16 protein-coding genes are annotated in these 23,505 nt (G+C 66.8%); 14 read left to right on the top strand and 2 right to left on the bottom strand.

Going from position 1 to position 23,505, the window contains the following annotated elements; translation table 11 throughout:
* The first annotated feature begins 10 nt into the window (after positions 1 to 10).
* From BCR55_RS16005 to BCR55_RS15960, 10 genes are all read left to right on the top strand, one after another.
* Positions 11 to 1,042: a LacI family DNA-binding transcriptional regulator gene (locus tag BCR55_RS16005; RefSeq protein WP_006400140.1), complete on the top strand. Its 1,032-nt coding sequence runs from the start codon at positions 11 to 13 to the stop codon at positions 1,040 to 1,042.
* Complete coding sequence (gene rbsK / locus BCR55_RS16000; RefSeq protein WP_045594122.1) at positions 1,039 to 1,971, top strand: ribokinase; 933 nt, start codon at positions 1,039 to 1,041, stop codon at positions 1,969 to 1,971. The genes BCR55_RS16005 and rbsK overlap by 4 nt, the downstream gene beginning before the upstream one ends.
* Positions 1,972 to 2,253: 282 nt before the next feature.
* A complete protein-coding gene (locus BCR55_RS15995; RefSeq protein WP_065494821.1) occupies positions 2,254 to 4,071 on the top strand; it encodes a methyl-accepting chemotaxis protein in 1,818 nt (605 codons plus the stop codon).
* 568 nt (positions 4,072 to 4,639) lie between these two features.
* Positions 4,640 to 6,562 carry a PrkA family serine protein kinase gene (locus tag BCR55_RS15990; protein WP_006400134.1) on the top strand — a complete coding sequence of 641 codons (1,923 nt, stop codon included), beginning with the start codon at positions 4,640 to 4,642 and terminating at the stop codon, positions 6,560 to 6,562.
* Between the two features lie 125 nt (positions 6,563 to 6,687).
* Complete coding sequence (locus BCR55_RS15985; protein WP_006400132.1) at positions 6,688 to 7,956, top strand: YeaH/YhbH family protein; 1,269 nt, start codon at positions 6,688 to 6,690, stop codon at positions 7,954 to 7,956.
* Positions 7,953 to 9,626: a SpoVR family protein gene (locus BCR55_RS15980; RefSeq protein ID WP_006400130.1), complete on the top strand. Its 1,674-nt coding sequence runs from the start codon at positions 7,953 to 7,955 to the stop codon at positions 9,624 to 9,626. The genes BCR55_RS15985 and BCR55_RS15980 overlap by 4 nt, the downstream gene beginning before the upstream one ends.
* A 232-nt stretch (positions 9,627 to 9,858) precedes the next feature.
* Positions 9,859 to 11,163: an MFS family transporter gene (locus BCR55_RS15975; protein WP_006400128.1), complete on the top strand. Its 1,305-nt coding sequence runs from the start codon at positions 9,859 to 9,861 to the stop codon at positions 11,161 to 11,163.
* Between the two features lie 440 nt (positions 11,164 to 11,603).
* Complete coding sequence (locus BCR55_RS15970; RefSeq protein ID WP_065494819.1) at positions 11,604 to 12,419, top strand: ABC transporter substrate-binding protein; 816 nt, start codon at positions 11,604 to 11,606, stop codon at positions 12,417 to 12,419.
* Positions 12,420 to 12,531: 112 nt separating this feature from the next.
* Complete coding sequence (locus BCR55_RS15965; protein WP_065494818.1) at positions 12,532 to 13,254, top strand: amino acid ABC transporter permease; 723 nt, start codon at positions 12,532 to 12,534, stop codon at positions 13,252 to 13,254.
* A gap of 2 nt (positions 13,255 to 13,256) precedes the next feature.
* A complete protein-coding gene (locus tag BCR55_RS15960) occupies positions 13,257 to 14,009 on the top strand; it encodes an amino acid ABC transporter permease (RefSeq protein WP_065494817.1) in 753 nt (250 codons plus the stop codon).
* Here the strand turns inward: BCR55_RS15960 and BCR55_RS15955 are convergent.
* Both BCR55_RS15955 and BCR55_RS15950 read right to left on the bottom strand, forming a co-directional pair.
* Positions 13,994 to 15,232: a M23 family metallopeptidase gene (locus BCR55_RS15955; RefSeq protein WP_006400122.1), complete on the bottom strand. Its 1,239-nt coding sequence runs from the start codon at positions 15,230 to 15,232 to the stop codon at positions 13,994 to 13,996. The two genes, BCR55_RS15960 and BCR55_RS15955, sit on opposite strands and share 16 nt — an antisense overlap.
* A gap of 317 nt (positions 15,233 to 15,549) precedes the next feature.
* The gene (locus BCR55_RS15950; RefSeq protein ID WP_006400121.1) at positions 15,550 to 16,215 is read right to left on the bottom strand and encodes a TetR family transcriptional regulator; all 666 of its coding nucleotides are present in this window, start codon (positions 16,213 to 16,215) and stop codon (positions 15,550 to 15,552) included.
* 150 nt (positions 16,216 to 16,365) lie between these two features.
* On the opposite strand from BCR55_RS15950, the gene BCR55_RS15945 reads away from it, so the two are divergent.
* The 4 genes from BCR55_RS15945 (at position 16,366) to BCR55_RS15930 (ending at position 23,453) form a co-directional block, all read left to right on the top strand.
* Positions 16,366 to 17,559, top strand: coding sequence for a MexX/AxyX family multidrug efflux RND transporter periplasmic adaptor subunit (locus BCR55_RS15945; protein WP_006400120.1), 1,194 nt, complete (start codon positions 16,366 to 16,368; stop codon positions 17,557 to 17,559).
* A 15-nt stretch (positions 17,560 to 17,574) separates the two neighbouring features.
* A complete protein-coding gene (locus tag BCR55_RS15940; RefSeq protein ID WP_065494816.1) occupies positions 17,575 to 20,712 on the top strand; it encodes a multidrug efflux RND transporter permease subunit in 3,138 nt (1,045 codons plus the stop codon).
* Complete coding sequence (locus tag BCR55_RS15935) at positions 20,709 to 22,172, top strand: efflux transporter outer membrane subunit (RefSeq protein ID WP_065494814.1); 1,464 nt, start codon at positions 20,709 to 20,711, stop codon at positions 22,170 to 22,172. The genes BCR55_RS15940 and BCR55_RS15935 overlap by 4 nt, the downstream gene beginning before the upstream one ends.
* Positions 22,173 to 22,928: 756 nt before the next feature.
* Positions 22,929 to 23,453 carry a fimbrial protein gene (locus BCR55_RS15930; protein WP_006400116.1) on the top strand — a complete coding sequence of 175 codons (525 nt, stop codon included), beginning with the start codon at positions 22,929 to 22,931 and terminating at the stop codon, positions 23,451 to 23,453.
* The last annotated feature ends 52 nt before the right edge of the window (positions 23,454 to 23,505 follow it).

Below are 23,505 nucleotides of genomic sequence, written 5' to 3'. Positions count from 1 at the left end.
GAAACGGGAAATGGCGACGATCAAGGATGTGGCGGCCATGGCGGGCGTGTCGTTTACGACGGTATCGCACGTGGTAAACAACTCGCGGCCGGTGTCCGCGGACGTACGGGCGAAGGTCGAGGGCGCGATCCGCGAGCTGAACTACGTGCCGTCGGCGGTCGCGCGCTCGCTCAAGGCCCGCGCGACGGCGACCATCGGCCTCGTCGTGCCGAACAGCACGAATCCGTACTTCGCGGAGCTCGCGCGCGGCATCGAGGATCAGTGCGCGGCCAACGGCTACTGCGTGTTTTTCTGCAACTCGGACGACGATCCGGTCAAGCAGCGCAACTACCTGCGCGTGCTGCAGGAAAAGCGCATCGACGGGCTGATCGTCGCGTCGGCCGGCGAAGACGCCGTGCTCGCGCAGACGCTCGCCGACGCGCATGCGCCGCTCGTCGTCGTCGACCGCAACATCGAAGGGCTCGCGGCCGATCTCGTGCAGATCGACCACGAGCGCGGCGCCTATCTCGCGACGCGCCATCTGCTCGAACTCGGCCACGCGAAGATCGGCTGCATCACCGGGCCGACCGACACGGCCGTCAGCGCGATGCGCGTGCACGGCTTCATCCGCGCGATGGCCGAGCGCGGCATCGACATCGTGCCGGGCGCGATCGCGGAAAGCGATTTTTCCTGCCTCGGCGGCTATCACGCGGCGGCGCGGCTGTTCGAATCGGTGCGGCCGAGCGCGATCTTCGCGGGCAACGACCTGATGGGCGTCGGCGCGCTGCGCGCGGCCGCCGAGCGCGGGATGCGCGTGCCCGACGACTGTTCGATCATCGGTTTCGACGACATCGAGTTCTCGCGTTACACGTATCCGGCGCTGTCGACCGTCGGCCAGTCGGTGCGCGCGCTCGGCGAAATGGCCGCGCAGACGCTGATCGAGCGGATCGGCGGCGGTTCGTCGGCGGCGCCGAGCCGGCGGCGCGTCGTGTCGCCGCGGCTCGTGCTGCGCGAATCGACGGCGGTCTATCGCGAACCGGCCGCGTCCGGCTCTCGCGCATGACGGCCGGCGCGGCAGCGCGGGCCGGCCGCGTCGCGGTGGTCGGCAGCCTCAACATGGATCTCGTCGTGCGCGCGCCGCGGCTGCCGCTGCCGGGCGAGACGCTCGCGGGCCACGCGTTCGCGCAGGCGGCGGGCGGCAAGGGCGGCAACCAGGCCGTCGCGGCGGCACGGCTCGGCGCGCAGGTCGCGATGATCGGCTGCGTCGGCGCGGATGCGCACGGTGACGCGCTGCGCGCGGGGCTCGAAGCCGAAGGGATCGACTGCACGGGGCTCGCGACGAGCGCGTCGGCGCCGACCGGCGTCGCGCTGATCGTCGTCGACGACGGAAGCCAGAACGCGATCGTCATCGTCGCGGGCGGCAACGGCGAAGTGACACCGGAGACGGTCGCGCGGCACGAAGCGACGCTCGCGTCCGCCGACGTGCTGATCTGCCAGCTCGAGACGCCGCCCGACACGGTCCGCGCGGCGCTTGCCGCCGGACGCCGGCTCGGCCGCACGGTCGTGCTCAATCCGGCACCGGCTGTCGCGCCGCTGCCGGCCGACTGGCTCGCGTTGGTCGACTATCTGATTCCGAACGAACTGGAAGCCGCTGCGCTGACCGGCCGCCCGGTGCGCGATGCGACCGACGCGGAGGTCGCGGCGCGGGCGCTGCAGGCGCGCGGCGCGCGCAACGTGCTGATCACGCTCGGCGAACGCGGCGTGCTCGCGTTGACGGCCGACGGCATCGCGCGACACTATCCGGCGCCGGTCGTGCGCGCGGTCGACACGACGGCCGCCGGCGACACGTTCATCGGCGGCTTCGCCGCACGGCTCGCGGCCGGCGCGAACGTCGACGACGCGATCCGCTTCGCCCAGCGCGCGGCCGCGGTATCGGTCACGCGTGCCGGCGCCCAGCCGTCGATCCCGACGCTCGCCGAACTCGGCGACTGACTCATTTCCGTCCCTTCGCGGCCGCTCCGTCACGTCCGACGGCGGCCGCAGTCCACTTCCCGCATCGTCGTCCTCTTGCATCCGCTTTCGCGGCTCGACTGCGAAGGCAGGCGTCGCCTTTCATGCAATTATTCAGCAATCTGTAATAAACAGACGTATTAAACGAAAAGTAAGCTCGAATGCCATCAAGTTGTTTAGCGCGCCGTCGTAAATACGGGAACCGAAACAATGTTCGGCGTAACGGGCCACGGCCCGCCTCGGCGACGCAACACAGGAACGACGATGGTCTTCAGGAACCTGACGATACGTGCGCGTATCGGTTTGACAATGGCTTTTCTCGCCACGCTGCTGGGCGTAATCGGCGTGCTCGGTCTGTACGGGATGACGAGCGCGAACGAGTCGACGCGCGAGATCTTCACGAACCAGATGCCGAGCGCGGTCAACGTGTCGGTGGCCGAAATGTTCGCGGCCCGCGAGCGGCTCGCGCTCGATCGCGCGGCACTGCTGGCCGGCACGCCCGACTCGGCTGCCGCCATCGAGCGCAGCCGCGCCATGCGCGCACAGTCCGACGCGCGGTGGCAGAAGTATCTTGCGCTGCCGCGCGGGCCGGAAGAGGACCGGCTCGCGCAGGACGTCGCAGCGAAGCGGCAGGCGCTGCAAGCCAGTTGCGACGCGTTCGCGAGCGCCATCGCGTCGGGCGACCACGACCGGATCGGCGACGGCGCGAAGCAGCTGCAGGTGCGCTTCAACGAACTCGCCGGCGCGAACGAAGCGCTGCGCAACTTCCAGTTCAGCGACGGACAAACGCGGTTCGATCACGCGGAATCGGTGTATGACACGCTGCGTGTCGTGTCGATCGTCGTGCTCGCGCTCGGCCTCGTCGCCGCGCTGCTGTCGTGGGTCACGCTGAGCCGCGCGATCGGTCGGCCGCTCGCGGACGCGCTCGCGCATTTCGACGCGATTGCGGCGGGCGATCTGCGCCGCACGATCGTCGTGAGCCGGCGCGACGAGATGGGCCAGCTGCTCGACGGGCTCGCGAAGATGCAGCGCGGGCTCGTCGACACGGTGCGCACGGTGCGCGGCGGCAGCGAGTCGATTGCAACGGCGGCCCGGCAGATCGCGGCCGGCAACGGCGACCTGTCGTCGCGGACCGAAGAACGGGCGGCGGCGCTGCAGGAAACGGCGTCGAGCATGGAACAACTGACCGGCACCGTGAAACAGAACGCGGACAATGCGCGCCGGGCAAGCTCGCTGGCCGCGAATGCGTCGGAAATTGCAAACAAGGGTAATACGGTGGTCGGGCAGGTCGTCGACACGATGGGCGAGATCAATGCGAGCTCGGCCAAGATCGCGGACATCATCGCGATCATCGAGGGCATTGCATTCCAGACCAACATCCTCGCGCTGAACGCGGCGGTCGAAGCCGCACGCGCGGGCGAGGAAGGGCGCGGGTTCGCGGTCGTCGCGGGCGAGGTGCGCAGTCTCGCGCAGCGTTCGTCGAGCGCGGCCAAGGAGATCAAGGCGCTGATCGACGCGTCGGTCGAGCGGATCCGCTCGGGTTCGACGCTCGTCGACGAAGCGGGACGCACGATGAGCGACGTGATCGGTGCGGTGCAGCGCGTGACCGACATCATGGGCGAGATCGCGGCGGCGTCCGAGGAGCAGAGCGGCGGCATCGACCAGGTCGCGCGCGCCGTCGCGCAGATGGACGAGGTCACGCAGCAGAACGCGGCGCTCGTCGAAGAGGCCGCGGCTGCCGCGCAGTCGCTCGACGAGCAAGCGGCGCGCCTGCGCGACGCGACTTCGGTGTTCCGGCTCGACGACGCGGCGCGGCCGGCGGCAGGCGCAGCCGATGCCGCGCGCCGCGCGCCGCGTGCGACTACCGCGTCGAGCATGTCGAGCATGTCGGGCACGTCGCCCGCACAGGCCGCGTCGGCCGTCGTGCGCCCGGCGTCTTCCGCACCGGCTGCCGCTCGCGACGAGCGCGATGCACCGTCGCAGCGCGCGGCTGCGCCGGCGCCCGCACGCAAGGCGGCTGCCGCGCCTGCCGCGGCGCCGCAGCTCGCGACGGCCGGCGCCGACGATTGGGAGACGTTCTGAGTCGAACGCGCGCATCATCTATCCCCATTTGCTCACGCCCGACGCCCGCAGCCTGCGGGCGTCGTCGTTTCCGCGCTCGACACGATGCGTAACGGCCTGCGTGCCGATTCGCCGCGCATCTCGACGTGCAGCGCATCGTCACGCGCGCGCGATGCGCGGGCCGCGCCGCGGCCGGGCGCGCATCGTGCTCCTCAATGACGCATCGGTCGTACGGGTATCTCCGTAAGGGCTGTTCGAAGAAAATTTGTAACGGCGTGGCAAACGTGTCGTCGCAAACGGCTGCTCGAACGTCTAGGGATGAAGGGGGGAAGCGGCGACGACGGAAGCGTCCGATGGACGAGATGTTTCGTTGCTCGACGAGACGCTGCGGATGCAGTTTCTGCGGCTCGGAACGTCGATTGTAAAGCGTCGAAATGCGCTGTGCGGACGGTGTTGTGGAGAATGTCGAACTTGATACAACGAGTTCGTGAAAAAAAATAAGAAAGGGTTTAGGATGAATTCGAACGCGCTTGCTTCTGCGCAGTCATAGAAGGCAGGCACGTCTTCAGACATAGGCGAGGGAGGTAGCATGGATATTTACAGCAGCTTCGCGAACCGCTTCGAAAAAACGCGAGAAGAAGAGTTCTCGCTTGAGGAGTACCTCGCGCTCTGCAAGAACGATCCATCGGCGTACGCTACGGCCGGCGAACGCATGCTGGCTGCAATCGGGGAACCAGAACACATCGATACCCGCAACGACCCGCGCCTGTCGCGGATCTTTGCGAACAAGGTCATCAAGGTCTATCCTGCGTTCCGCGAGTTCTACGGGATGGAGGAAGTGATCGAGCAGGTGGTGGCGTACTTCCGCCACGCTGCGCAAGGGCTCGAAGAGAAGAAGCAGATCCTCTACCTCCTCGGCCCGGTCGGCGGCGGCAAGTCGTCGATCGCCGAGCGTCTGAAGCAACTGATGGAGCGCGTGCCGTTCTATGCGCTGAAGGGGTCGCCCGTCAACGAATCGCCGCTCGGGCTGTTCGACTACGACGAAGACGGCCCGATCCTCGAGGAGCAGTACGGCATTCCGCGCCGCTATCTGAAGAGCATCCTGAGCCCGTGGGCCGTCAAGCGGCTGCACGAGTACAACGGCGACATCCGCCAGTTCCGCGTCGTGCGCCGCTATCCGTCGATCCTTCGGCAGATCGGCATCGCGAAGACGGAGCCGGGCGACGAGAACAATCAGGACATCTCCTCGCTCGTCGGCAAGGTCGACATCCGCAAGCTCGAGCAGTACGCGCAGGACGATGCCGACGCCTACAGCTATTCGGGCGGGCTGTGCCTCGCGAACCAGGGGCTGCTCGAATTCGTCGAAATGTTCAAGGCGCCGATCAAGGTGCTGCACCCGCTGCTGACTGCCACGCAGGAAGGCAACTTCAAGGGCACCGAGGGCTTCGGCGCGATTCCGTTCGACGGCATCATCCTCGCGCACTCGAACGAGTCGGAGTGGAAGGCGTTCCGCAACAACCGCAACAACGAGGCGCTGCTCGACCGGATCTTCGTCGTGAAGGTGCCGTACTGCCTGCGCGTGTCCGAGGAAGTGAAGATCTACGAGAAGCTGATCCGCAACTCGTCGCTTGCCGAGGCCGTGTGCGCACCGGGCACGCTGAAGATGATGTCGCAGTTCTCGGTGCTGTCGCGGCTGCACGAGCCGGAGAACTCGAGCCTGTTCTCGAAGATGCAGGTGTACGACGGCGAGAACCTGAAGGACACCGATCCGAAGGCGAAGTCGTATCAGGAGTATCGCGACTATGCGGGCGTCGACGAAGGGATGACGGGCGTGTCGACGCGCTTCGCGTTCAAGATCCTGTCGCGCGTGTTCAACTTCGATTCGAGCGAGGTCGCGGCGAACCCGGTGCACCTGATGTATGTGCTCGAACAGCAGATCGAGCGCGAACAGTTCCCGCCGGAAACCGAGCAGAAGTATCTGTCGTTCGTGAAGGACGTGCTCGCGTCGCGCTACGCGGAGTTCATCGGCAAGGAGATCCAGACGGCGTATCTCGAATCGTATTCGGAGTACGGGCAAAACATCTTCGATCGCTACGTCACGTACGCCGACTTCTGGATCCAGGATCAGGAATTCCGCGATCACGACACGGGCGAAAGCTTCGACCGCGCCGCCTTGAACGCGGAGCTCGAGAAGATCGAGAAGCCGGCCGGCATCAGCAATCCGAAGGATTTCCGCAACGAGATCGTGAACTTCGTGCTGCGGGCACGTGCCGCGAACGGCGGCAAGAATCCGGTGTGGACGAGCTACGAGAAGCTACGCGTCGTGATCGAGAAGAAGATGTTCTCGAATACCGAGGAACTGTTGCCGGTCATTTCGTTCAATGCGAAGGGCTCGGCCGAGGAGCAACGCAAGCATGAAGACTTTGTGAACCGGATGGTCGCGAAGGGCTATACGCCTAAGCAGGTGAGGCTGCTTTGCGACTGGTACCTGCGCGTGCGCAAGTCGTCATGACGCGCGCGGTACGGCGCCCGTGCGGACGGTCCGCACGGGCAACCTCAGAGACGCCGCCCGCATGACGGCAGACGGCATGTGCGGCGAGCGTCCCGGCATATCGACATTCGAGCGGGAGACCGGGAGTGCTTCATCAAATCATCGACCGCAGGCTGGCCGGCAAGAACAAGAGCATTGCCAATCGCGAACGCTTTCTGCGTCGCGTCAAGAACTACATTCGTCGCGCCGTTTCCGACGCGGTGCGCGATCGTAGCATCAAGGACATCCAGAGCACGCAAAGCATCACGATTCCGCGCAAGGACATCGCGGAACCGACGTTTCGCCACGGGCCGGGCGGGCGTCGCGAGTACGTGCATCCCGGCAACGAAGACTACGTACGCGGCGACAAGATCCCGCGTCCGCAGGGCGGCGCGGGCGGCGGCGGCAGCCAGGCGAGCAACGAGGGCGAAGGGCAGGACGACTTCGTGTTCGAGCTGTCGCGCGACGAATTCATGCAGTATTTCTTCGACGATCTCGAACTGCCGCGGCTCGTGAAGACGCATCTCCTGACGGTGCCGAGCTGGAAGAACGTGCGCGCGGGCTGGTCGGCGGAAGGCACGCCGAACAACATCGACGTCGTGCGCTCGCTGCGCAGCGCGCTCGGCCGGCGCATCGCGCTCGGCTCGCCGCTCGTCAACGAGCTGCGCGAACTGGAAGCGCAGCTCGAAGCGCTGAAGAGCGACCCCGAGGATCGCCGCGCGGAAATCGCGACGCTCGAAGCGGAGATTCATCATCTGAAAGGGCGCATCTGGCGGATTCCGTTCATCGATCCGTTCGACCTGCGCTACATCAATCGCGTGAAGCAGCCGCAGCCGTCGAGCCAGGCCGTGATGTTCTGCCTGATGGACGTGTCGGGTTCGATGGACGAGCAGCGCAAGGATCTCGCGAAGCGCTTCTTCATCCTGTTGTACCTGTTCCTGAAGCGCAATTACGAGCGCATCGAAGTCGTCTTCATCCGTCACCATACGCGCGCGGAGGAAGTCGACGAGGATACGTTCTTCCATTCGACCGAAAGCGGCGGCACGGTCGTGTCGAGCGCGCTCGAGCTGATGCGCAAGGTGATGAACGAGCGCTACTCGCCCACGGAGTGGAACATCTACGGCGCGCAGGCGTCCGACGGCGACAACTGGACTGACGATTCGCCGAAGTGTCGCAAAATCCTGGAAGAGGATATTCTCACGAAGACGCGTTACTTCGCGTACATCCAGGTCGCGCCGGAGGAGCAGAATCTGTGGCTCGAGTACGCGCAGCTGGCGCTGTCGCAGCCGCATCTGGCGATGAAGAAAGTCGAATCGGCTGCCGACATCTACCCGGTCTTTCGCGAATTGTTCGAAAAGCAGGTGGAAATGTCATGACGACCCGCCACCTGCACAACGAGTCGCGCGGCTACGAGCCGCGTCCTGCCGGCGACGACACCGGCCGTGCCGCATCGCAGCAACGCGGCGCTGCCGGCGCCACGCCGGCCGCCGACTTGCCCGGTGCCGGGCAAAAGGAAGCGCGTATGAACGTGGCCGAACGCAAGCCGCTGCCGTGCCCGTCCGACTGGACGTTCGAACTGCTCGAGGAATATGACACGCACATCGCGCAAGTCGCCGAGCAGTACGAACTCGATATCTACCCGATCCAGCTCGAGCTGATCAGCGCCGAGCAGATGATGGACGCGTACGCGTCGGTCGGGATGCCCGTCAACTATCGCCACTGGTCGTTCGGCAAGCACTTTCTCGCGACCGAGAAGAGCTACCGTCGCGGCCAGATGGGGCTCGCGTACGAAATCGTCATCAATTCGAATCCGTGCATCGCGTATCTGATGGAAGAGAACACGATGACGATGCAGGCGCTCGTGATCGCGCACGCGGCGTACGGCCACAACTCGTTCTTCAAGGGCAATTACCTGTTCCGGCTGTGGACCGACGCGCACGCGATCATCGACTATCTCGTCTATGCGAAGAACTACGTCGCCGAATGCGAGGAGCGCTACGGGCTCGATCGCGTCGAGGAACTGCTCGACTCGTGCCATGCGCTGATGAATTACGGCGTCGATCGCTACAAGCGTCCGCAGAAGCCGTCGCTCGCGAAGGAAGCCGCGCTGCGGCGCGAACGCGAGGCGTATCTGCAGTCGCAGGTCAACGAGCTCTGGCGCACACTGCCGGGCAAGAAGCCCGAGCTGGCCGAAGAGCAGGAGGAGCGCTATCCGCCCGAGCCGCAGGAAAACCTGCTGTACTTCGCGGAAAAGAACGCGCCGCTGCTCGAGCCGTGGGAGCGCGAGGTGATCCGCATCGTGCGCAAGATCGGCCAGTATTTCTATCCGCAGCGGCAGACGCAGGTCATGAACGAAGGCTGGGCGACGTTCTGGCATTACACGCTGCTCAATACGCTCTACAACCAGGGCAAGCTCGAAGACGGCTTCATGATGGAGTTCCTGCATTCGCATAGCAACGTCGTCTATCAGCCGCCCGTCACGAAGCCTTACTACAGCGGGATCAATCCGTACGCGCTCGGCTTCTCGATGATGAGCGACATCCGGCGCATCTGCGAATCGCCGACGGAAGAGGACTACAAGTGGTTCCCGGAAATCGCCGGCACGCCGTGGCTGCCCGCGATGCACTACGCGATGCGCAACTTCAAGGACGAGAGCTTCATCGCGCAGTACCTGTCGCCGCACCTGATCCGCGAGATGCGGCTGTTCTCGGTGCTCGACGACGACATGCGCGACGCGCTCGAGGTGTCCGCGATCCACGACGATTCCGGCTACCAGTACGTGCGGCAGGCGCTGTCGCGCCAGTACGACATTCACCATCGCGAGCCGAACATCCAGGTCTGGGCCGTGAACACGCGCGGCGACCGCAGCCTGACGCTGCGCCACTTCATGACCGACAACCGCCACCTGTCGAACGACAGCGACGAGGTGCTCAAGCACATGGCGCGGCTGTGGCAGTTCGACGTGTACCTGGAGAGCGTCGACGAGGCCGGCACCGTGCGCAAGCGCTACGAGTGCCGCTATACGCCGCCGGAGGTGCGGCTTTGATCGGCTGCCAGCCTTGTTTGCATCGGACGCCAGCCTTCGGGCTGGCGTTTTCATATGGCGCGCGCATGATGCGAGAAAAATTTTCTACATCGGGACGAACCCGGAAAGCCTGTTACTTTACATTTCGCTAAAATCGCGTAGCCCGTGCACCCGGAACCGGTGCCACGGCGACCGCACGCGGCGGCACCCCGGCCGCCCCTCTCTGCAAGCACTATAAGGAACAGACCAACCCATGGACGTCCAGACCGACCAAGCCGCGCTGTCCGCGCACGATACCCGGCGGCGCGTGTTCGCGATCGTCGGCGCCTCGTCGGGCAACCTCGTCGAGTGGTTCGACTTCTACATCTATTCGTTCTGCGCGCTGTACTTTGCGCCCGCGTTCTTCCCGAGCGGCAACACGACGACGCAGCTGCTGAACACGGCCGGCGTGTTCGCGGCCGGCTTCCTGATGCGTCCGATCGGCGGCTGGCTGTTCGGCCGCATCGCCGACCGCCACGGCCGCCGCACCGCGATGATGATCTCCGTGCTGATGATGTGCGGCGGCTCGCTTGTGATCGCCGTGCTGCCGACCTACGCGCAGATCGGCGCGCTCGCGCCGGCGCTGCTGCTCGTCGCGCGCCTGTTCCAGGGGCTGTCGGTCGGCGGCGAATACGGGACGAGCGCGACGTACATGAGCGAGGTCGCGCTGAAGGGGCGGCGCGGTTTCTTCGCGTCGTTCCAGTACGTGACGCTGATCGGCGGCCAGCTGTGCGCGCTGCTCGTGCTCGTGATCCTGCAGCAGACGCTGTCGCACGACGAACTGAAGGCCTGGGGCTGGCGCATTCCGTTCGTCGTCGGTGCGGCGGCCGCGCTGATCTCGCTCTATCTGCGCAAGTCGCTCGACGAAACGTCGACGAGCGAGTCGCGCGACAAGAAGGACGCGGGCACGATCCGCGGCGTCTGGGAGCACAAGGGCGCGTTCTTCACGGTGGTCGGCTTCACGGCCGGCGGCTCGCTGATCTTCTACACGTTCACGACCTACATGCAGAAGTACCTCGTGAACACGGCCGGCATGCATGCGAAGACGGCCAGCAACGTGATGACCGTCGCGCTGCTCGTCTACATGCTGATGCAGCCGCTGTTCGGCGCCCTGTCGGACAAGATCGGCCGACGCATGTCGATGATCCTGTTCGGCTCGCTCGCCGTGATCGGCACGGTGCCGCTGATGCATGCGCTGAAGGGCGTGACGAGCCCGGTCGCCGCGTTCGTGCTGATCACGGTCGCGCTCGCGATCGTCAGCTTCTACACGTCGATCAGCGGCCTGATCAAGGCCGAGATGTTTCCGCCCGAAGTGCGCGCGATGGGCGTCGGCCTGTCGTATGCGGTCGCGAACGCGATCTTCGGCGGCTCGGCGGAATACGTCGCGCTGTGGTTCAAGTCGATCGGCAGCGAGGAGACGTTCTACTGGTACGTGACCGCGCTGTGCGCGATCTCGCTGATCGTGTCGTGGCGGATGCGCGATCCGAGCAAGGAAGGGTATCTGCGTCACGAGCCGTGATCGGCACCGCGCGGCGGGCCTGCGCGCCCGTCGCGACCGGCCGCGATACCGGCAGCGCCCCGCCATTGCGGCGGGGCGTTTTTTTGCGCGCTCGCCGCGTTCGCAAGCGCGTACGCAAGCGCTTCGCGGCGCGCGCGATAACGATATCCGAATCGATTCGTTGCCGCCGTCGCGCGATTTCCTTACCCTGATTCCGTAGTTCGTGTGACACCTCCTTGACTGGGATTCACGCCCGCTGCGTGCAGCGGGCGTTTTTTTGTCCGCGGCGCGACGTACGCCGCACTCATCACGAAACCCGAAGAGCAAAGCACCATTTGTTGGTTCGAATTCGCCGCACGCGCTGCTACGTTAGCGGCTTCGCGGCACGACAAGGCCGCGAAATCCGTCGAACCGGCCGCCGCGCAATCCGCGGCGGCCTCACAACAACACAGGTCGTGCTCATGAAAATCCACACGCTCGCCAAGGCGCTCGTCGCGGTCGCACTCGTCGCCGCAGGAACCGCCGCGCAGGCCGATCGCCTCGACGACATCAAAAAAGCCGGCGTGCTGCGCGTCGCGACGTTCGACAGCAACCCGCCGTTCGGCTATGTCGACGCGAAGACGAACCGCATCGTCGGCCTCGACGTCGACTACGCGAAGGCGCTCGCCGACAAGCTCGGCGTCAAGCTGCAGCTTCAGCCGACGAACCCCGCGAACCGCATTCCGTTCCTGACCTCCGGCAAGGTCGACCTCGTGCTCGCGAACTTCACGATCACCGAAGAGCGCGCGAAGCAGGTCGATTTCAGCATCCCGTACTTCTCGTCGGGCCAGCAGTTTCTCGCGAAGAAGGGCGTGCTGAAGTCGGCGGACCAGCTGAACGGACTGCGCATCGGCGCCGACAAGGGCACGACGAACGAAATCACACTGCGCGAGAAATTCCCGAAGGCGACGATCGTCGCGTACGACGACACGCCGTTCGCGTTCGCCGCGCTGCGCGCCGGCAACGTGCAGGCGATCACGCAGGACGGCCCGAAGCTGATCGGGCTGCTCGCGAACGTGCCGGACAAGCAGAACTACGAGATCCCGCCGTTTACGATCTCGAACGACTACATGGGCGTTGGCGTGCCGAAGGGCGAAACGCGGTTGCTCGGCTTCGTGAACGACACGCTGAAGGGGCTCGAGGCGAACGGCCGTGCGGCGCAGATTTACGACGCGTGGTTCGGGCCGACGACGAAAACGCCGCTCGCGCGCATCTTCCGCATCGGCGACAAGACCTGAGCCGCACACCTCGCGCACCGCGATCGGCCGCCGGCTGGGCCGGCGCGCACGGATCGCGGCGTTTTCTGCTTCTTTCTTCGTGGCGCGCGCTGCGCGCCCGCACCGTCGCATCATGCTCGGCTTGGCGCCCAAATATCTGTTCTGGCTCTGGCACGGTTTCCTGCTGACGCTCGGTCTCGCCGCCGCGTCGGCGCTCGCCGCAACCGTCGGCGGGCTGCTGCTCGCCGTCGCGCGGCATGCTCGCGCGAGCGGGCTCCGCGCGCTGGCCGCCGGTTATGTCGTCGCGTTTCGCAACACGCCGCTGCTCGTGCAGTTGCTGTTCTGGTATTTCGGCGTCGCGTCGCTACTGCCCGACACCTGGACGGCGTGGCTGAACGCACGCCACGAACTCGGCATGGGGCCGCTCACGCTCGCATGGCCGTCATTCGAATTCGTCGCGGGCTGGGTCGGGCTGAGCGCCTATACGGCCGCGTTCGTCGCCGAGGAATGCGAAGCCGGGCTGCGCGGCGTGCGCCGCGCACAGCACGACGCGGCCGCGGCGCTCGGGCTTACGCCGCTGCAGTCGCTGCGCTACGTGGTGCTGCCGCAGGCCGTGCGTATCGCGCTGCCGCCGCTGTTCGGCCAATACATGAATCTCGTGAAGAACTCGTCGCTCGCGATGGCGATCGGCGTCGCCGAGCTGTCGTATGCGTCGCGGCAGGTCGAGACGGAGACGTTCAAGACCTTCGCCGCGTTCGGCGTGGCGACCGTGCTGTATGTCGCGGCGGTGGCGGCGATCGAGGCCGGCGCGTACACGGCTACGCAATGGCGCGACCGGCTCGGGGCAGGGCGTTGACGATGGATTTCCCGCTGCTGTTCTCCAATCTCCCGTACCTGCTGGTCGGCGCGTTCCCGGACGGCCCGCTCGGCGGGGCCGCGTTGTCGCTGGTGCTCGCGATCGCGTCGGCCGTCGCGTCGGCGGCGCTGGGCGTGGGGCTCGGCGTCGCGATGGCGCTCGCGCGCGGGCCGGCACGCGTACTACTGCTCGCGTTCATCGGCTTCTTCCGCGCGATTCCCGTGCTGATGCTGATCTTCTGGACGTATTTCCTGATGCCGATCCTGCTGCATACCGACGTGCCGGGGCTCGCGAGCGTCGTGTGTGCACTCGCGCTCGTCGGCGGCGCGTATCTCGCGCACGCCGTGCATGCGGGGATCGTCGCGGCGGGCGCCGGCCAGTGGCAAGCGGGGCTGTCGCTCGGGCTCACGCGCTGGCAGACCGTGCGCCACGTGCTGTTGCCGCAGGCTGTGCGCATCATGACGCCGTCGTTCGTGAACCAGTGGGTCGCGCTCGTGAAGGACACGTCGCTCGCGTATATCGTCGGCGTGCCGGAACTGTCGTTCGTCGCGACGCAGGTGAACAACCGGCTGATGGTGTATCCGGCGCCGATCTTCCTGTTCGTCGCCGCGATCTACCTCATCATCTGCTCGTCGCTCGACGGCGCCGCGCGCTGGTTGCTGTCGCGCGCCCCGCGCGAACGGGGCCGCGCATGCGACGCCGCGGCGTGCACGCCGCGCGCGCCGCGTATCGCCGCCGATCAGGACGCCGCGTAGTGCGTGTCGAACACGGCGCGCAGCGTCGATTTGTCGATCGCGAAGTCGCCCCACAGCGGGCCGTCGTTCTGCACGAACGCGAACGGCGCGGTGCTGATCGATGCGAGACGGAAACGCCATTCGGCGGCTTCCTGCCGGAACGCGGTCAGTTGCATGTCGGATAGCGCCGTCTGCGCGCTCGCGAGCGTGACGAGCGGATCGACCGGCTCGTTCGCGACGCGCACCTCGAAATGCAGGTGCGGACCCGTCGCCGCGCCGGTCATGCCGACCGAGCCGATGCGCTGACCCTGCTTGACGACTTCGCCGACCTTGAGCCCGCGCGCGAACGCGGACAGGTGCGCGTAGTACGTCGAATAGCCGTCGGCATGATCGACGATCACGTAATGACCGTAGCCGCCCGGATCGGTGCCGACGAACGACACGACGCCGTCGGCGGCGGCCGCGACCGGCGTGCCGGACGGCGCGGCGAGGTCGACGCCCGTATGGAACGCCATCGCCTGCGATAGCGGATGAATGCGCTCGCCGAAGAACGAGCTGATGCGCGTCCACTTCACCGGCATCGTGAACGCGGCCGCTTCGAGCGGCGCGCCGTCGAGCGTGTAGTACGCGCCGTGCTCGGCGCCCGGCGCGCGGAACCAGATCGCGCCGAACGTGCGGCCCGCGACGCGCAGCTCGAGCGCGGTGAGCCGCGGCGCTTCGCCGCGCGTATCGAACGCGACGCGGTAATAGTCGCCGCGCTTCGCGCTCGCGTGCATCGCGACCTTGCCGCTGACGAGATCGCCGAGCTGGATCCGGACTTCGGGCGGTACATCGATGCGGTTCAGCGTATCGGCGAGCGACAGCTCGATCGTGCCCGCGCGCATGCCGTGCAGCGGCTCGGGCGGCGCGAGCGTAAACAGGTTCGCGTAGCCCAGCATGTCGTTGCGGTGCGCGCTGAGCGGCGCGAACAAGCCGGGCTGCGCGCTGCGCTCGCCGATCGTGCGGGCGAGTTCGCTCGTCACGAAATGTTGTGCGGTGGGGAACGGCGTGTCGGACAGCACGCGCTGCGGCAGCACGACCGTGTCGGCGTCGACGGGGCCGGGCCGTTGCGAGACGGCCGGCAGGGCGGCGGCCAGCCCGAGCGCGGCGAGCGCGCCGAGCACCGCGGCCGGCACCAGCGCGCGCACGAAGCGCTGCGCGCGGCCGGGCGCGGAAGCATCACGAGTTGCGGCAAACTTGAGCAAGGGTCCACATCCAGAAAAGCGGTTCACGGGGGTGTGGGCGGGACCGCCGGCGGCTCATCCGTCGAACGGCGACGGGGCGGGCGGCGGGCGTGCAACAAAACAGGCCCCGCCAGGGGCCTGTGTCGTTTCCGTTCGACCCAACGCGCGGGCAAACCCGCTTCGAACGGCGGCGTGCATGCCGGGTCGAACCCGGTTATCACGAAGACGCTAAAGAAAGCTGACAGCGCGAGTCTACCGATGTTCCGGAAGATGTTAAAAATTTTAAAGAGGGTCGACTCACTCGTTTCGCACTGCGGTAAATCGGGTTAAATCGGCATTTATTGCGATCGTTTCGCTGGCTTCGGCAATTTGTGTGCGGGACGGCGCAGCGCGGCCGATGTCCGCACCGCGTCGAAACCCGCATCGAGCATCGCCTCCGCGTCGTTCCACAAGCTACCGCGCAGCCGGTTCGTCCAGATCATCGACGCGAACACGCCTTCCAGCAGCGAGACGAGATAGACGGCCGCCAGATGCACATCGAGGTCGGCCGCCAGTTCGCCCGCCTCGATCGCGCGGCGCAGCAGCGCCTTCGTGATCCGCAGCGTCTGCAGTTCGAGCAGCATCCGGCGGCGCAGCAGCGCCGCGTTCTCGTCGCTCTGCTCGCACTTCGTGTAGAGGATCACGAGCACGCGCTGCATCGAACCGGGCTCGCCGCACTGGCGCAGATAGTGCGACGCGGCGTGCCGCAGCGTCGCGAACGCCGGCAGCCCGTCGCCGGCCTCGAAGCCCTCGGACGTGCGCGCGAACGCGCGGTCGCACATCGCGAGGCACACCTCCATCTTGTTGCGGTAGTGGCCGTACACGGCGCCGCGCGACATGCCGGCGGCCTCGGCAAGGTCCGCCATCGCGGTTTGCGCGACGCCCTTGTCGAGCAGCACGAGCTCGGCGGCGTCGAGGATCCGGTGCTTGATGGCGAGCGATTCTTCCCGGGTCTTGCGAGCCATGTATCGAGTTTCCTTACATTACGCTGTCGCTTTATTGAGACAGTCTGACGATTGGATGGAGGATCGCTGTATTTAATCAGTCGTGACTGATTATAATCGGCGACCCTGAGCCGCCGCATTGTATCGGCGGCGCACGATCCGAGGTCCCAGATGAATGACAAACGCTCGCTGTCGCGCCGGCTGACGCCGCTCGCGCTGGCCGTCGCCGTGGCCGCAGCCGGCTGCGGAAAGGGCAAACCGGATGCCGAGCCGGCGGCCGTGCAGAAGGCGACCGTCGTCACGGTGCGTCCGGTCGCGGTGCCGATGACCGTCGAGCTGCCGGGCCGGCTCGATGCGTATCGACGCGCGGAAGTGCGCGCGCGCGTCGCCGGCATCGTCACGGCACGCACGTACGACGAAGGCCAGGAAGTGAAGCAGGGCGCCGTGCTGTTTCGCATCGATCCCGCGCCGTTGAAGGCGGCACGCGATGCGGCGCAGGGCGCGCTTGCCAAGGCACAGGCCGCGGCGGCCGCGGCCGCCGACAAGCGGCGGCGCTATGCCGATCTCGTGCGCGATCACGCCGTCAGCGAGCGCGACTACACGGAGGCCGTCGCGGCGGACACGCAGGCCAAGGCGGAAGTCGCGTCGGCGAAGGCCGAACTCGCGCGTGCGCAGCTGCAGCTCGACTACGCGAACGTGACCGCGCCGATTTCCGGCCGGGCGCGGCGCGCGCTCGTGACCGAAGGCGCGCTCGTCGGGCAGGGCGAAGCGACGCCGCTCACCACCGTCGAGCAGCTCGATCCGATCTACGTGAATTTCTCGCAGCCGGCCGCCGACGTCGAGGCGCTGCGGCGCGCCGTGAAAAGCGGGCGCGCGACCGGCATTGCGCAGCAGGACGTCGCGGTGACGCTGCTGCGCGCCGACGGCACGCCGTATCCGCTGAAGGGCAAGCTGCTGTTCAGCGATCTCGCGGTCGATCCGACCACCGATACCGTCGCGATGCGCGCGCTGTTCCCGAATCCCGAGCGCGAACTGTTGCCGGGCGCGTACGTGCGGATCGCGCTCGATGCGGCGGTCGACCACCGCGCGCTGCTCGTGCCGCGCGACGCGCTGCTGCGTACGGCCGAACGCACGTCGGTGCGCGTCGTCGATGCGGCGGGCAGCGTGAAGGACGTCGAAGTCGTCGCGGACCGGATGAGCGGCCGCGACTGGCGCATCACGCGCGGACTGAACGGCGGCGAGCGCGTGATCGTCGACAACGCCGCGCAGTTCGCCCCCGGCACTGTCGTGAAGCCCGTCGACGCACGGCCCGCGCATGCGGCGCCGGCTGCGGCGGCCTCCGGCACGCTCGGCCGTCAAACCTGACCGGTAGCGCTGACCATGGCACGTTTCTTCATCGATCGCCCCGTATTCGCGTGGGTGATCGCACTCTTCATCATGCTGGGCGGCGCCTTCGCGATTCGCGCGCTGCCCGTCGCGCAATATCCGGACATCGCGCCGCCCGTCGTCAGCATCTATGCGACGTATCCGGGTGCGTCCGCGCAGGTCGTCGAGGAATCGGTGACCGCGCTGATCGAGCGCGAGATGAACGGCGCGCCGGGCCTGCTGTATACGTCGGCGACGAGCAGCGCGGGCATGGCGTCGCTGTATCTGACGTTCCGGCAGGGCGTCAACGCCGATCTCGCAGCCGTCGAGGTGCAGAACCGGCTGAAGACCGTCGAGGCGCGGCTGCCGGAGCCCGTGCGGCGCGACGGCATCCAGGTCGAGAAGGCGGCCGACAACATCCAGCTCGTCGTGTCGCTGACCTCGGACGACGGCCGCATGACCGGTGTGCAGCTCGGCGAATACGCGTCGGCGAACGTCGTGCAGGCGCTGCGCCGCGTCGACGGCGTCGGCCGCGTGCAGTTCTGGGGCGCCGAGTACGCGATGCGGATCTGGCCGGACCCGGTGAAGCTCGCCGGTCACGGGCTGACCGCGTCCGACATCGCGGCGGCGGTGCGCGCGCACAACGCGCGCGTGACGGTCGGCGACATCGGCCGCAGCGCCGTGCCCGACAGCGCGCCGATCGCGGCGACCGTGTTCGCCGACGCGCCGCTGAAAACGCCGGCCGATTTCGGCGCGATCGCACTGCGCTCGCAGGCCGACGGCGCCGCGCTGTATTTGCGCGACGTCGCGCGCATCGAGTTCGGCGGCAGCGACTACAACTATCCGTCGTACGTGAACGGCAAGGTCGCGGTCGGCATGGGTATCAAGCTCGCGCCGGGCTCGAATGCGGTCGCCACCGAGAAGCGGATCCGCGCGGCGATGGACGAGCTGTCCGCCTATTTCCCGCCGGGCGTGAAGTACCAGATTCCATACGAGACCTCGTCGTTCGTGCGCGTGTCGATGAACAAGGTCGTCACGACGCTGATCGAGGCGGGCGTGCTGGTGTTCCTCGTGATGTTCCTGTTCATGCAGAACCTGCGCGCGACGCTGATACCGACGCTCGTCGTGCCGGTCGCGCTCGCGGGCACGTTCGGCGCGATGTATGCGGCCGGGTTCTCGATCAACGTGCTGACGATGTTCGGGATGGTGCTCGCGATCGGCATCCTCGTCGACGATGCGATCGTCGTCGTCGAGAACGTCGAGCGCCTGATGGTCGAGGAGCGGCTTGCGCCGTACGACGCGACGGTCAAGGCGATGAAGCAGATCAGCGGCGCGATCGTCGGGATCACGGTCGTCTTGACGTCGGTGTTCGTGCCGATGGCGTTCTTCGGCGGCGCGGTCGGCAACATCTATCGGCAGTTCGCGCTGTCGCTCGCGGTGTCGATCGCGTTTTCCGCGTTCCTCGCGCTGTCGCTGACGCCCGCACTCTGCGCGACGCTGCTCAAGCCCGTCGACGACGGCCATCACGACAAGCGCGGCTTCTTCGGCTGGTTCAACCGCTTCGTCGCGCGCTCGACGCAGCGCTACGCGACGCGCGTCGGCGCGATGCTGAACAAGCCGCTGCGATGGCTCGTCGTGTACGGCGCGCTGACGGCCGTGGCCGCGCTGATGCTCACGCGCCTGCCGAGCGCGTTCCTGCCCGACGAGGATCAGGGCAACTTCATGGTGATGGTGATTCGTCCGCAGGGCACGCCGCTGGCGGAGACCATGCAGAGCGTGCGCGAAGTCGAATCGTATCTGCGCCGCGAGGAGCCGGCCGCGTATACGTTCGCGCTCGGCGGCTTCAACCTTTACGGCGAAGGGCCGAACGGCGGGATGATCTTCGTCACGCTGAAGAACTGGAACGCGCGCCAGGCCGCGCGCGATCACGTGCAGGCGATCGTCGCGCGCGTCAACGAGCGTTTCGCAGGCACGCCGAACACGACCGTATTCGCGATGAATTCGCCGGCGCTGCCCGATCTCGGTTCGACGGGCGGCTTCGACTTCCGGATGCAGAACCGCGGCGGGCTCGACTACGCCGCGTTCAGCGCCGCGCGCGAGCAGCTGCTCGCGGCCGGCGCCAAGGACGCGGCGCTGACCGATCTGATGTTCGCGGGCACGCAGGACGCGCCGCAGCTGAAGCTCGACATCGATCGCGCGAAGGCGTCGGCGCTCGGCGTGTCGATGGACGAGATCAACACGACGCTCGCGGTGATGTTCGGCTCCGACTATATCGGCGACTTCATGCACGGCACGCAGGTGCGCCGCGTGATCGTGCAGGCCGACGGGCAGCACCGGCTCGATCCGGACGACGTGAAGAAGCTGCGCGTGCGCAACGCGCGCGGCGAGATGGTGCCGCTCGCCGCGTTCGCGACGCTGCACTGGACGCTCGGGCCGCCGCAGCTCACGCGCTACAACGGCTATCCGTCGTTTACGATCAACGGCTCGGCCGCGCCCGGCCACAGCAGCGGCGAAGCGATGGCCGCGATCGAGCGGATCGCCGCGACGCTGCCCGCCGGCATCGGCCATGCGTGGTCGGGGCAATCGTTCGAGGAGCGGCTGTCGGGCGCACAGGCGCCGCTGCTGTTCGCGTTGTCGGTGCTCGTCGTGTTCCTCGCGCTCGCCGCGCTCTACGAGAGCTGGTCGATCCCGCTCGCGGTGATGCTCGTCGTGCCGCTCGGCGTGATCGGTGCGGTGCTCGGCGTCACGCTGCGCGCGATGCCGAACGACATCTATTTCAAGGTCGGGCTGATCGCGACGATCGGGCTGTCCGCGAAGAACGCGATCCTGATCGTCGAAGTCGCGAAGGATCTGCTCGCGCAGCGTATGTCGCTCGCGGAGGCGGCGCTCGAGGCCGCACGGCTGCGGCTGCGGCCGATCGTGATGACGTCGCTTGCATTCGGCGTCGGCGTGCTGCCGCTCGCGTTCGCGTCGGGCGCCGCATCGGGCGCGCAGACGGCGATCGGCACCGGCGTGCTCGGCGGCGTGATCGCCGCAACCGTGCTCGCGGTGTTTCTCGTGCCGCTGTTCTTCGTGGTCGTCGGCCGGCTGTTCGGCTTCGGCACGCGCCGACGCGGCAGCGCGCCGGCGGTCAACGTGGAGGGTTCGCGATGAGGCATCGCTCCGATTGGCGCCGCACCGCGCGGCGCGCGCCGTTCGCGCTGGCTGCCGCGGTCGTGCTGGCCGGCTGTTCGCTCGCGCCGCGCTACGAGCGTCCGGCTGCGCCGGTGCCGTCCGCGTATACGAGCGGCGTCGACGCCACGTACGACGCGCCGTCGGCTTCCGTGCCGGGCGCCGATGCGGCGCTGCTCGACGACTGGCGCAGCTATTTCACCGCGCCGGCGCTGCACGCGTGGATCGACGCGGCGCTCGCGAACAATCGCGATCTGCGGATCGCGGCCGGCCGGCTCGACGAGGCGCGCGCGATGTATGGCGTGCAGCGTGCGGAACGGATGCCGTCGATCGACGCGAGCACCGGTTACGAACGCACGCGGCAATACGATCCGGTCCTGCGCGAGAGCGCGGTGAGCGGGCTGTATCGCGCGGGTGTCGGCATCAGCGCATACGAACTCGATCTGTTCGGGCGCGTGCGCAATCTGTCGGATGCGGCGCTGGCCGAGTACTTCGCGACGGCCGACGCGCAGCGCACGGTCCGCATCGGCGTGATCGCCGAAGTCGCGAATGCCTACGTCGCGGAACGCGCGCTGAACGAACAGCGCGCGCTCGCCGAGCGCACGCTCGACGCGCGCGAACGGATCGCCGCGCTCACGCAACGCCGCTATGCGGCCGGCACGAGCGATGCGATCGAACTGCGTTCGGCCGAGATGCTGGTCGCGGCCGCGCGCGCATCGCACGCGGCGCTGCAGCGCGAGCACGCGCAGGCCGTGCGCGCGCTGCAACTGCTTGCCGGCAATTTCGCGCGCGACGTGCGCGATGACGATACGGCGCTCGACGCGCTGACGATCGCGCCGGTCGCACCCGGTGCGCCGAGCGATCTGCTCGAGCGGCGTCCCGACATCCGGCAGGCCGAGTCGCGGCTCAAGGCCGCGCACGCGCAGATCGGCGCCGCGCGCGCCGCGTTTTTCCCGCGCATCGCGCTGACGACCGATTACGGCTCGGTCAGCGACGCGTTTTCGAGCCTGTTCGCAGCCGGCACGAGCGTCTGGACCTTCGCGCCGCGCATCACGCTGCCGATTTTTGCCGGCGGGCGCAATCGCGCGAATCTCGACGTCGCGAACGCGCGGCGGCACATTGCGGTCGCCGAGTACGAGAAGACCGTGCAGGTCGCGTTCCGCGAGGTCGCGGACGCCTTCACGGCACGCGACTGGATCGAGCGCCAGCTGGCCGCGCAGCGCGACGTGCACGCGGCCGACGACGCGCGGCTGAAGCTCGCGGAACGTCGTTACGCGGGCGGCGTCGCGACGTATCTCGAACTGCTCGACGCGCAGCGCAGCACGTACGAATCGGGACAGGAGCTGATCCGGCTCAGGCAGCTGCGGCTCGCGAACGCGATCGCGCTGTATCGCGCGCTCGGCGGCGGCTGGACGCCCGGCACGGCCGTCGACGACGCGTGACGCGCTGACGCGCCGTCGCGTCGCCGATCGCGCGCCGTTGTCGCTTCGTGCGACAGCGGCGTTTTTTTTCGTCCGCCGGCCGCGCGGCAGGCGCGCATCCGCTTGCATGCTGCAACCGGTGCAGCGTGCAAGCCGCCATCTGCATCTCTATTTTTCTTCCATTTGATCGGCCATTCGAGGCTTATTTCGACGCGACGGATATGTCGGAAATCGCCAATATTCACGCCGAATTGACGTGACGATTAATTCCTGCATGCGATGAATAATAAAGTCGTCATGCCGGTGTAAAACGTTAAATCGAATCGCGCAATCGTTTGCGCGATTAATTCACGATCGAGTCAATATGGCGTTATTTTCTCTCAGTTGAAAATCCGGATCGCGTTTCGTTGCGGACGGACAACGATGGCGGCGCGTGACAGGATCTTGTCCTTTCGCGGCAGGGCTGCGACAAACCCAATGCAGACAAGGAAGAGCGGGGCGCCGCCGCTCCGTGTCGCGAATTGTCTTTAATCATCAAACGCTTTCGCTCGCTTTGCGTGTCCGGAATATCGATTCTGGAAAGCGGAGAATTCCGACGAAATGACGCAATTCGCATTCGTTGAATCGAACATTGTCAGGTTTGATTTAACAATGCTTTACAGAGTTCTTTCAAGCTTATCTCGATAATGCCGCCTCGTGACGGACGGGAGCCGACCATACGCTACCGAATGCGTCCGCCACGTCGTTATTTCCATTTGCAATTCATACGGAAACGCCATGAAAAAAACCCTCCTGACCGCCGCCGCACTCGCCGTTCTGTCCACGTCCGCTTTCGCTGCGGGCGCAAACAGCGGCACCGGCACGATCAACTTCACCGGCGAGATCGTCGCCGGTGCATGCGGCATCGATTCGGGTTCGGACAACCAGACCGTGAACCTCGGCAAGGTGCCGACCAACGTGTTCAAGCAGGCCGGCGACAAGTCGACCGCGACCAACTTCGACATCAAGCTGACCGACTGCGACACGAGCGTCGCGCAGAACGCGTTCTTCACGTTCACGGGCACGTCGAGCGCCGGCCAGCCGAAGCTGTTCGCGACGATCGGCTCCGCGCAGAACGTCGGCATCCGCCTGCAGAGCGCGTCGGGCGAATACCTCGACAACGGCGTCGAGCAGAAGGCGCCGACCGTGCTGCAGAACGGCACCAACATCGCACGCTTCGCGGCGATGTACGAAGCGGTCGCGGCCGACGTGAAGCCCGGCACGGCCGACGGCGTCGCGAATTTCACGGTCCGCTACCAGTAAGCGCCGGTTCGGGAGGACGCGATGTGCGCATCGCTCCTCCCGCATTGCGCCC

Source organism: Burkholderia sp. CCA53 (genome assembly GCF_001685525.1).
Classification (GTDB): Bacteria; Pseudomonadota; Gammaproteobacteria; order Burkholderiales; family Burkholderiaceae; genus Burkholderia; species Burkholderia multivorans.
This window is presented reverse-complemented; position numbering and strand designations above follow the sequence as displayed.

Coding starts and splice junctions, on each gene's coding strand:
- BCR55_RS15950 (WP_006400121.1), bottom strand. CDS start 16,215: ATGGCTCGCAAGACCCGGGAAGAATCGCTCGCCATCAAGCACCGGATC.
- BCR55_RS15975 (WP_006400128.1), top strand. CDS start 9,859: ATGGACGTCCAGACCGACCAAGCCGCGCTGTCCGCGCACGATACCCGG.
- rbsK (WP_045594122.1), top strand. CDS start 1,039: ATGACGGCCGGCGCGGCAGCGCGGGCCGGCCGCGTCGCGGTGGTCGGC.
- BCR55_RS15965 (WP_065494818.1), top strand. CDS start 12,532: ATGCTCGGCTTGGCGCCCAAATATCTGTTCTGGCTCTGGCACGGTTTC.
- BCR55_RS16005 (WP_006400140.1), top strand. CDS start 11: ATGGCGACGATCAAGGATGTGGCGGCCATGGCGGGCGTGTCGTTTACG.
- BCR55_RS15970 (WP_065494819.1), top strand. CDS start 11,604: ATGAAAATCCACACGCTCGCCAAGGCGCTCGTCGCGGTCGCACTCGTC.
- BCR55_RS15980 (WP_006400130.1), top strand. CDS start 7,953: ATGACGACCCGCCACCTGCACAACGAGTCGCGCGGCTACGAGCCGCGT.
- BCR55_RS15960 (WP_065494817.1), top strand. CDS start 13,257: ATGGATTTCCCGCTGCTGTTCTCCAATCTCCCGTACCTGCTGGTCGGC.
- BCR55_RS15945 (WP_006400120.1), top strand. CDS start 16,366: ATGAATGACAAACGCTCGCTGTCGCGCCGGCTGACGCCGCTCGCGCTG.
- BCR55_RS15990 (WP_006400134.1), top strand. CDS start 4,640: ATGGATATTTACAGCAGCTTCGCGAACCGCTTCGAAAAAACGCGAGAA.
- BCR55_RS15940 (WP_065494816.1), top strand. CDS start 17,575: ATGGCACGTTTCTTCATCGATCGCCCCGTATTCGCGTGGGTGATCGCA.
- BCR55_RS15935 (WP_065494814.1), top strand. CDS start 20,709: ATGAGGCATCGCTCCGATTGGCGCCGCACCGCGCGGCGCGCGCCGTTC.
- BCR55_RS15930 (WP_006400116.1), top strand. CDS start 22,929: ATGAAAAAAACCCTCCTGACCGCCGCCGCACTCGCCGTTCTGTCCACG.
- BCR55_RS15995 (WP_065494821.1), top strand. CDS start 2,254: ATGGTCTTCAGGAACCTGACGATACGTGCGCGTATCGGTTTGACAATG.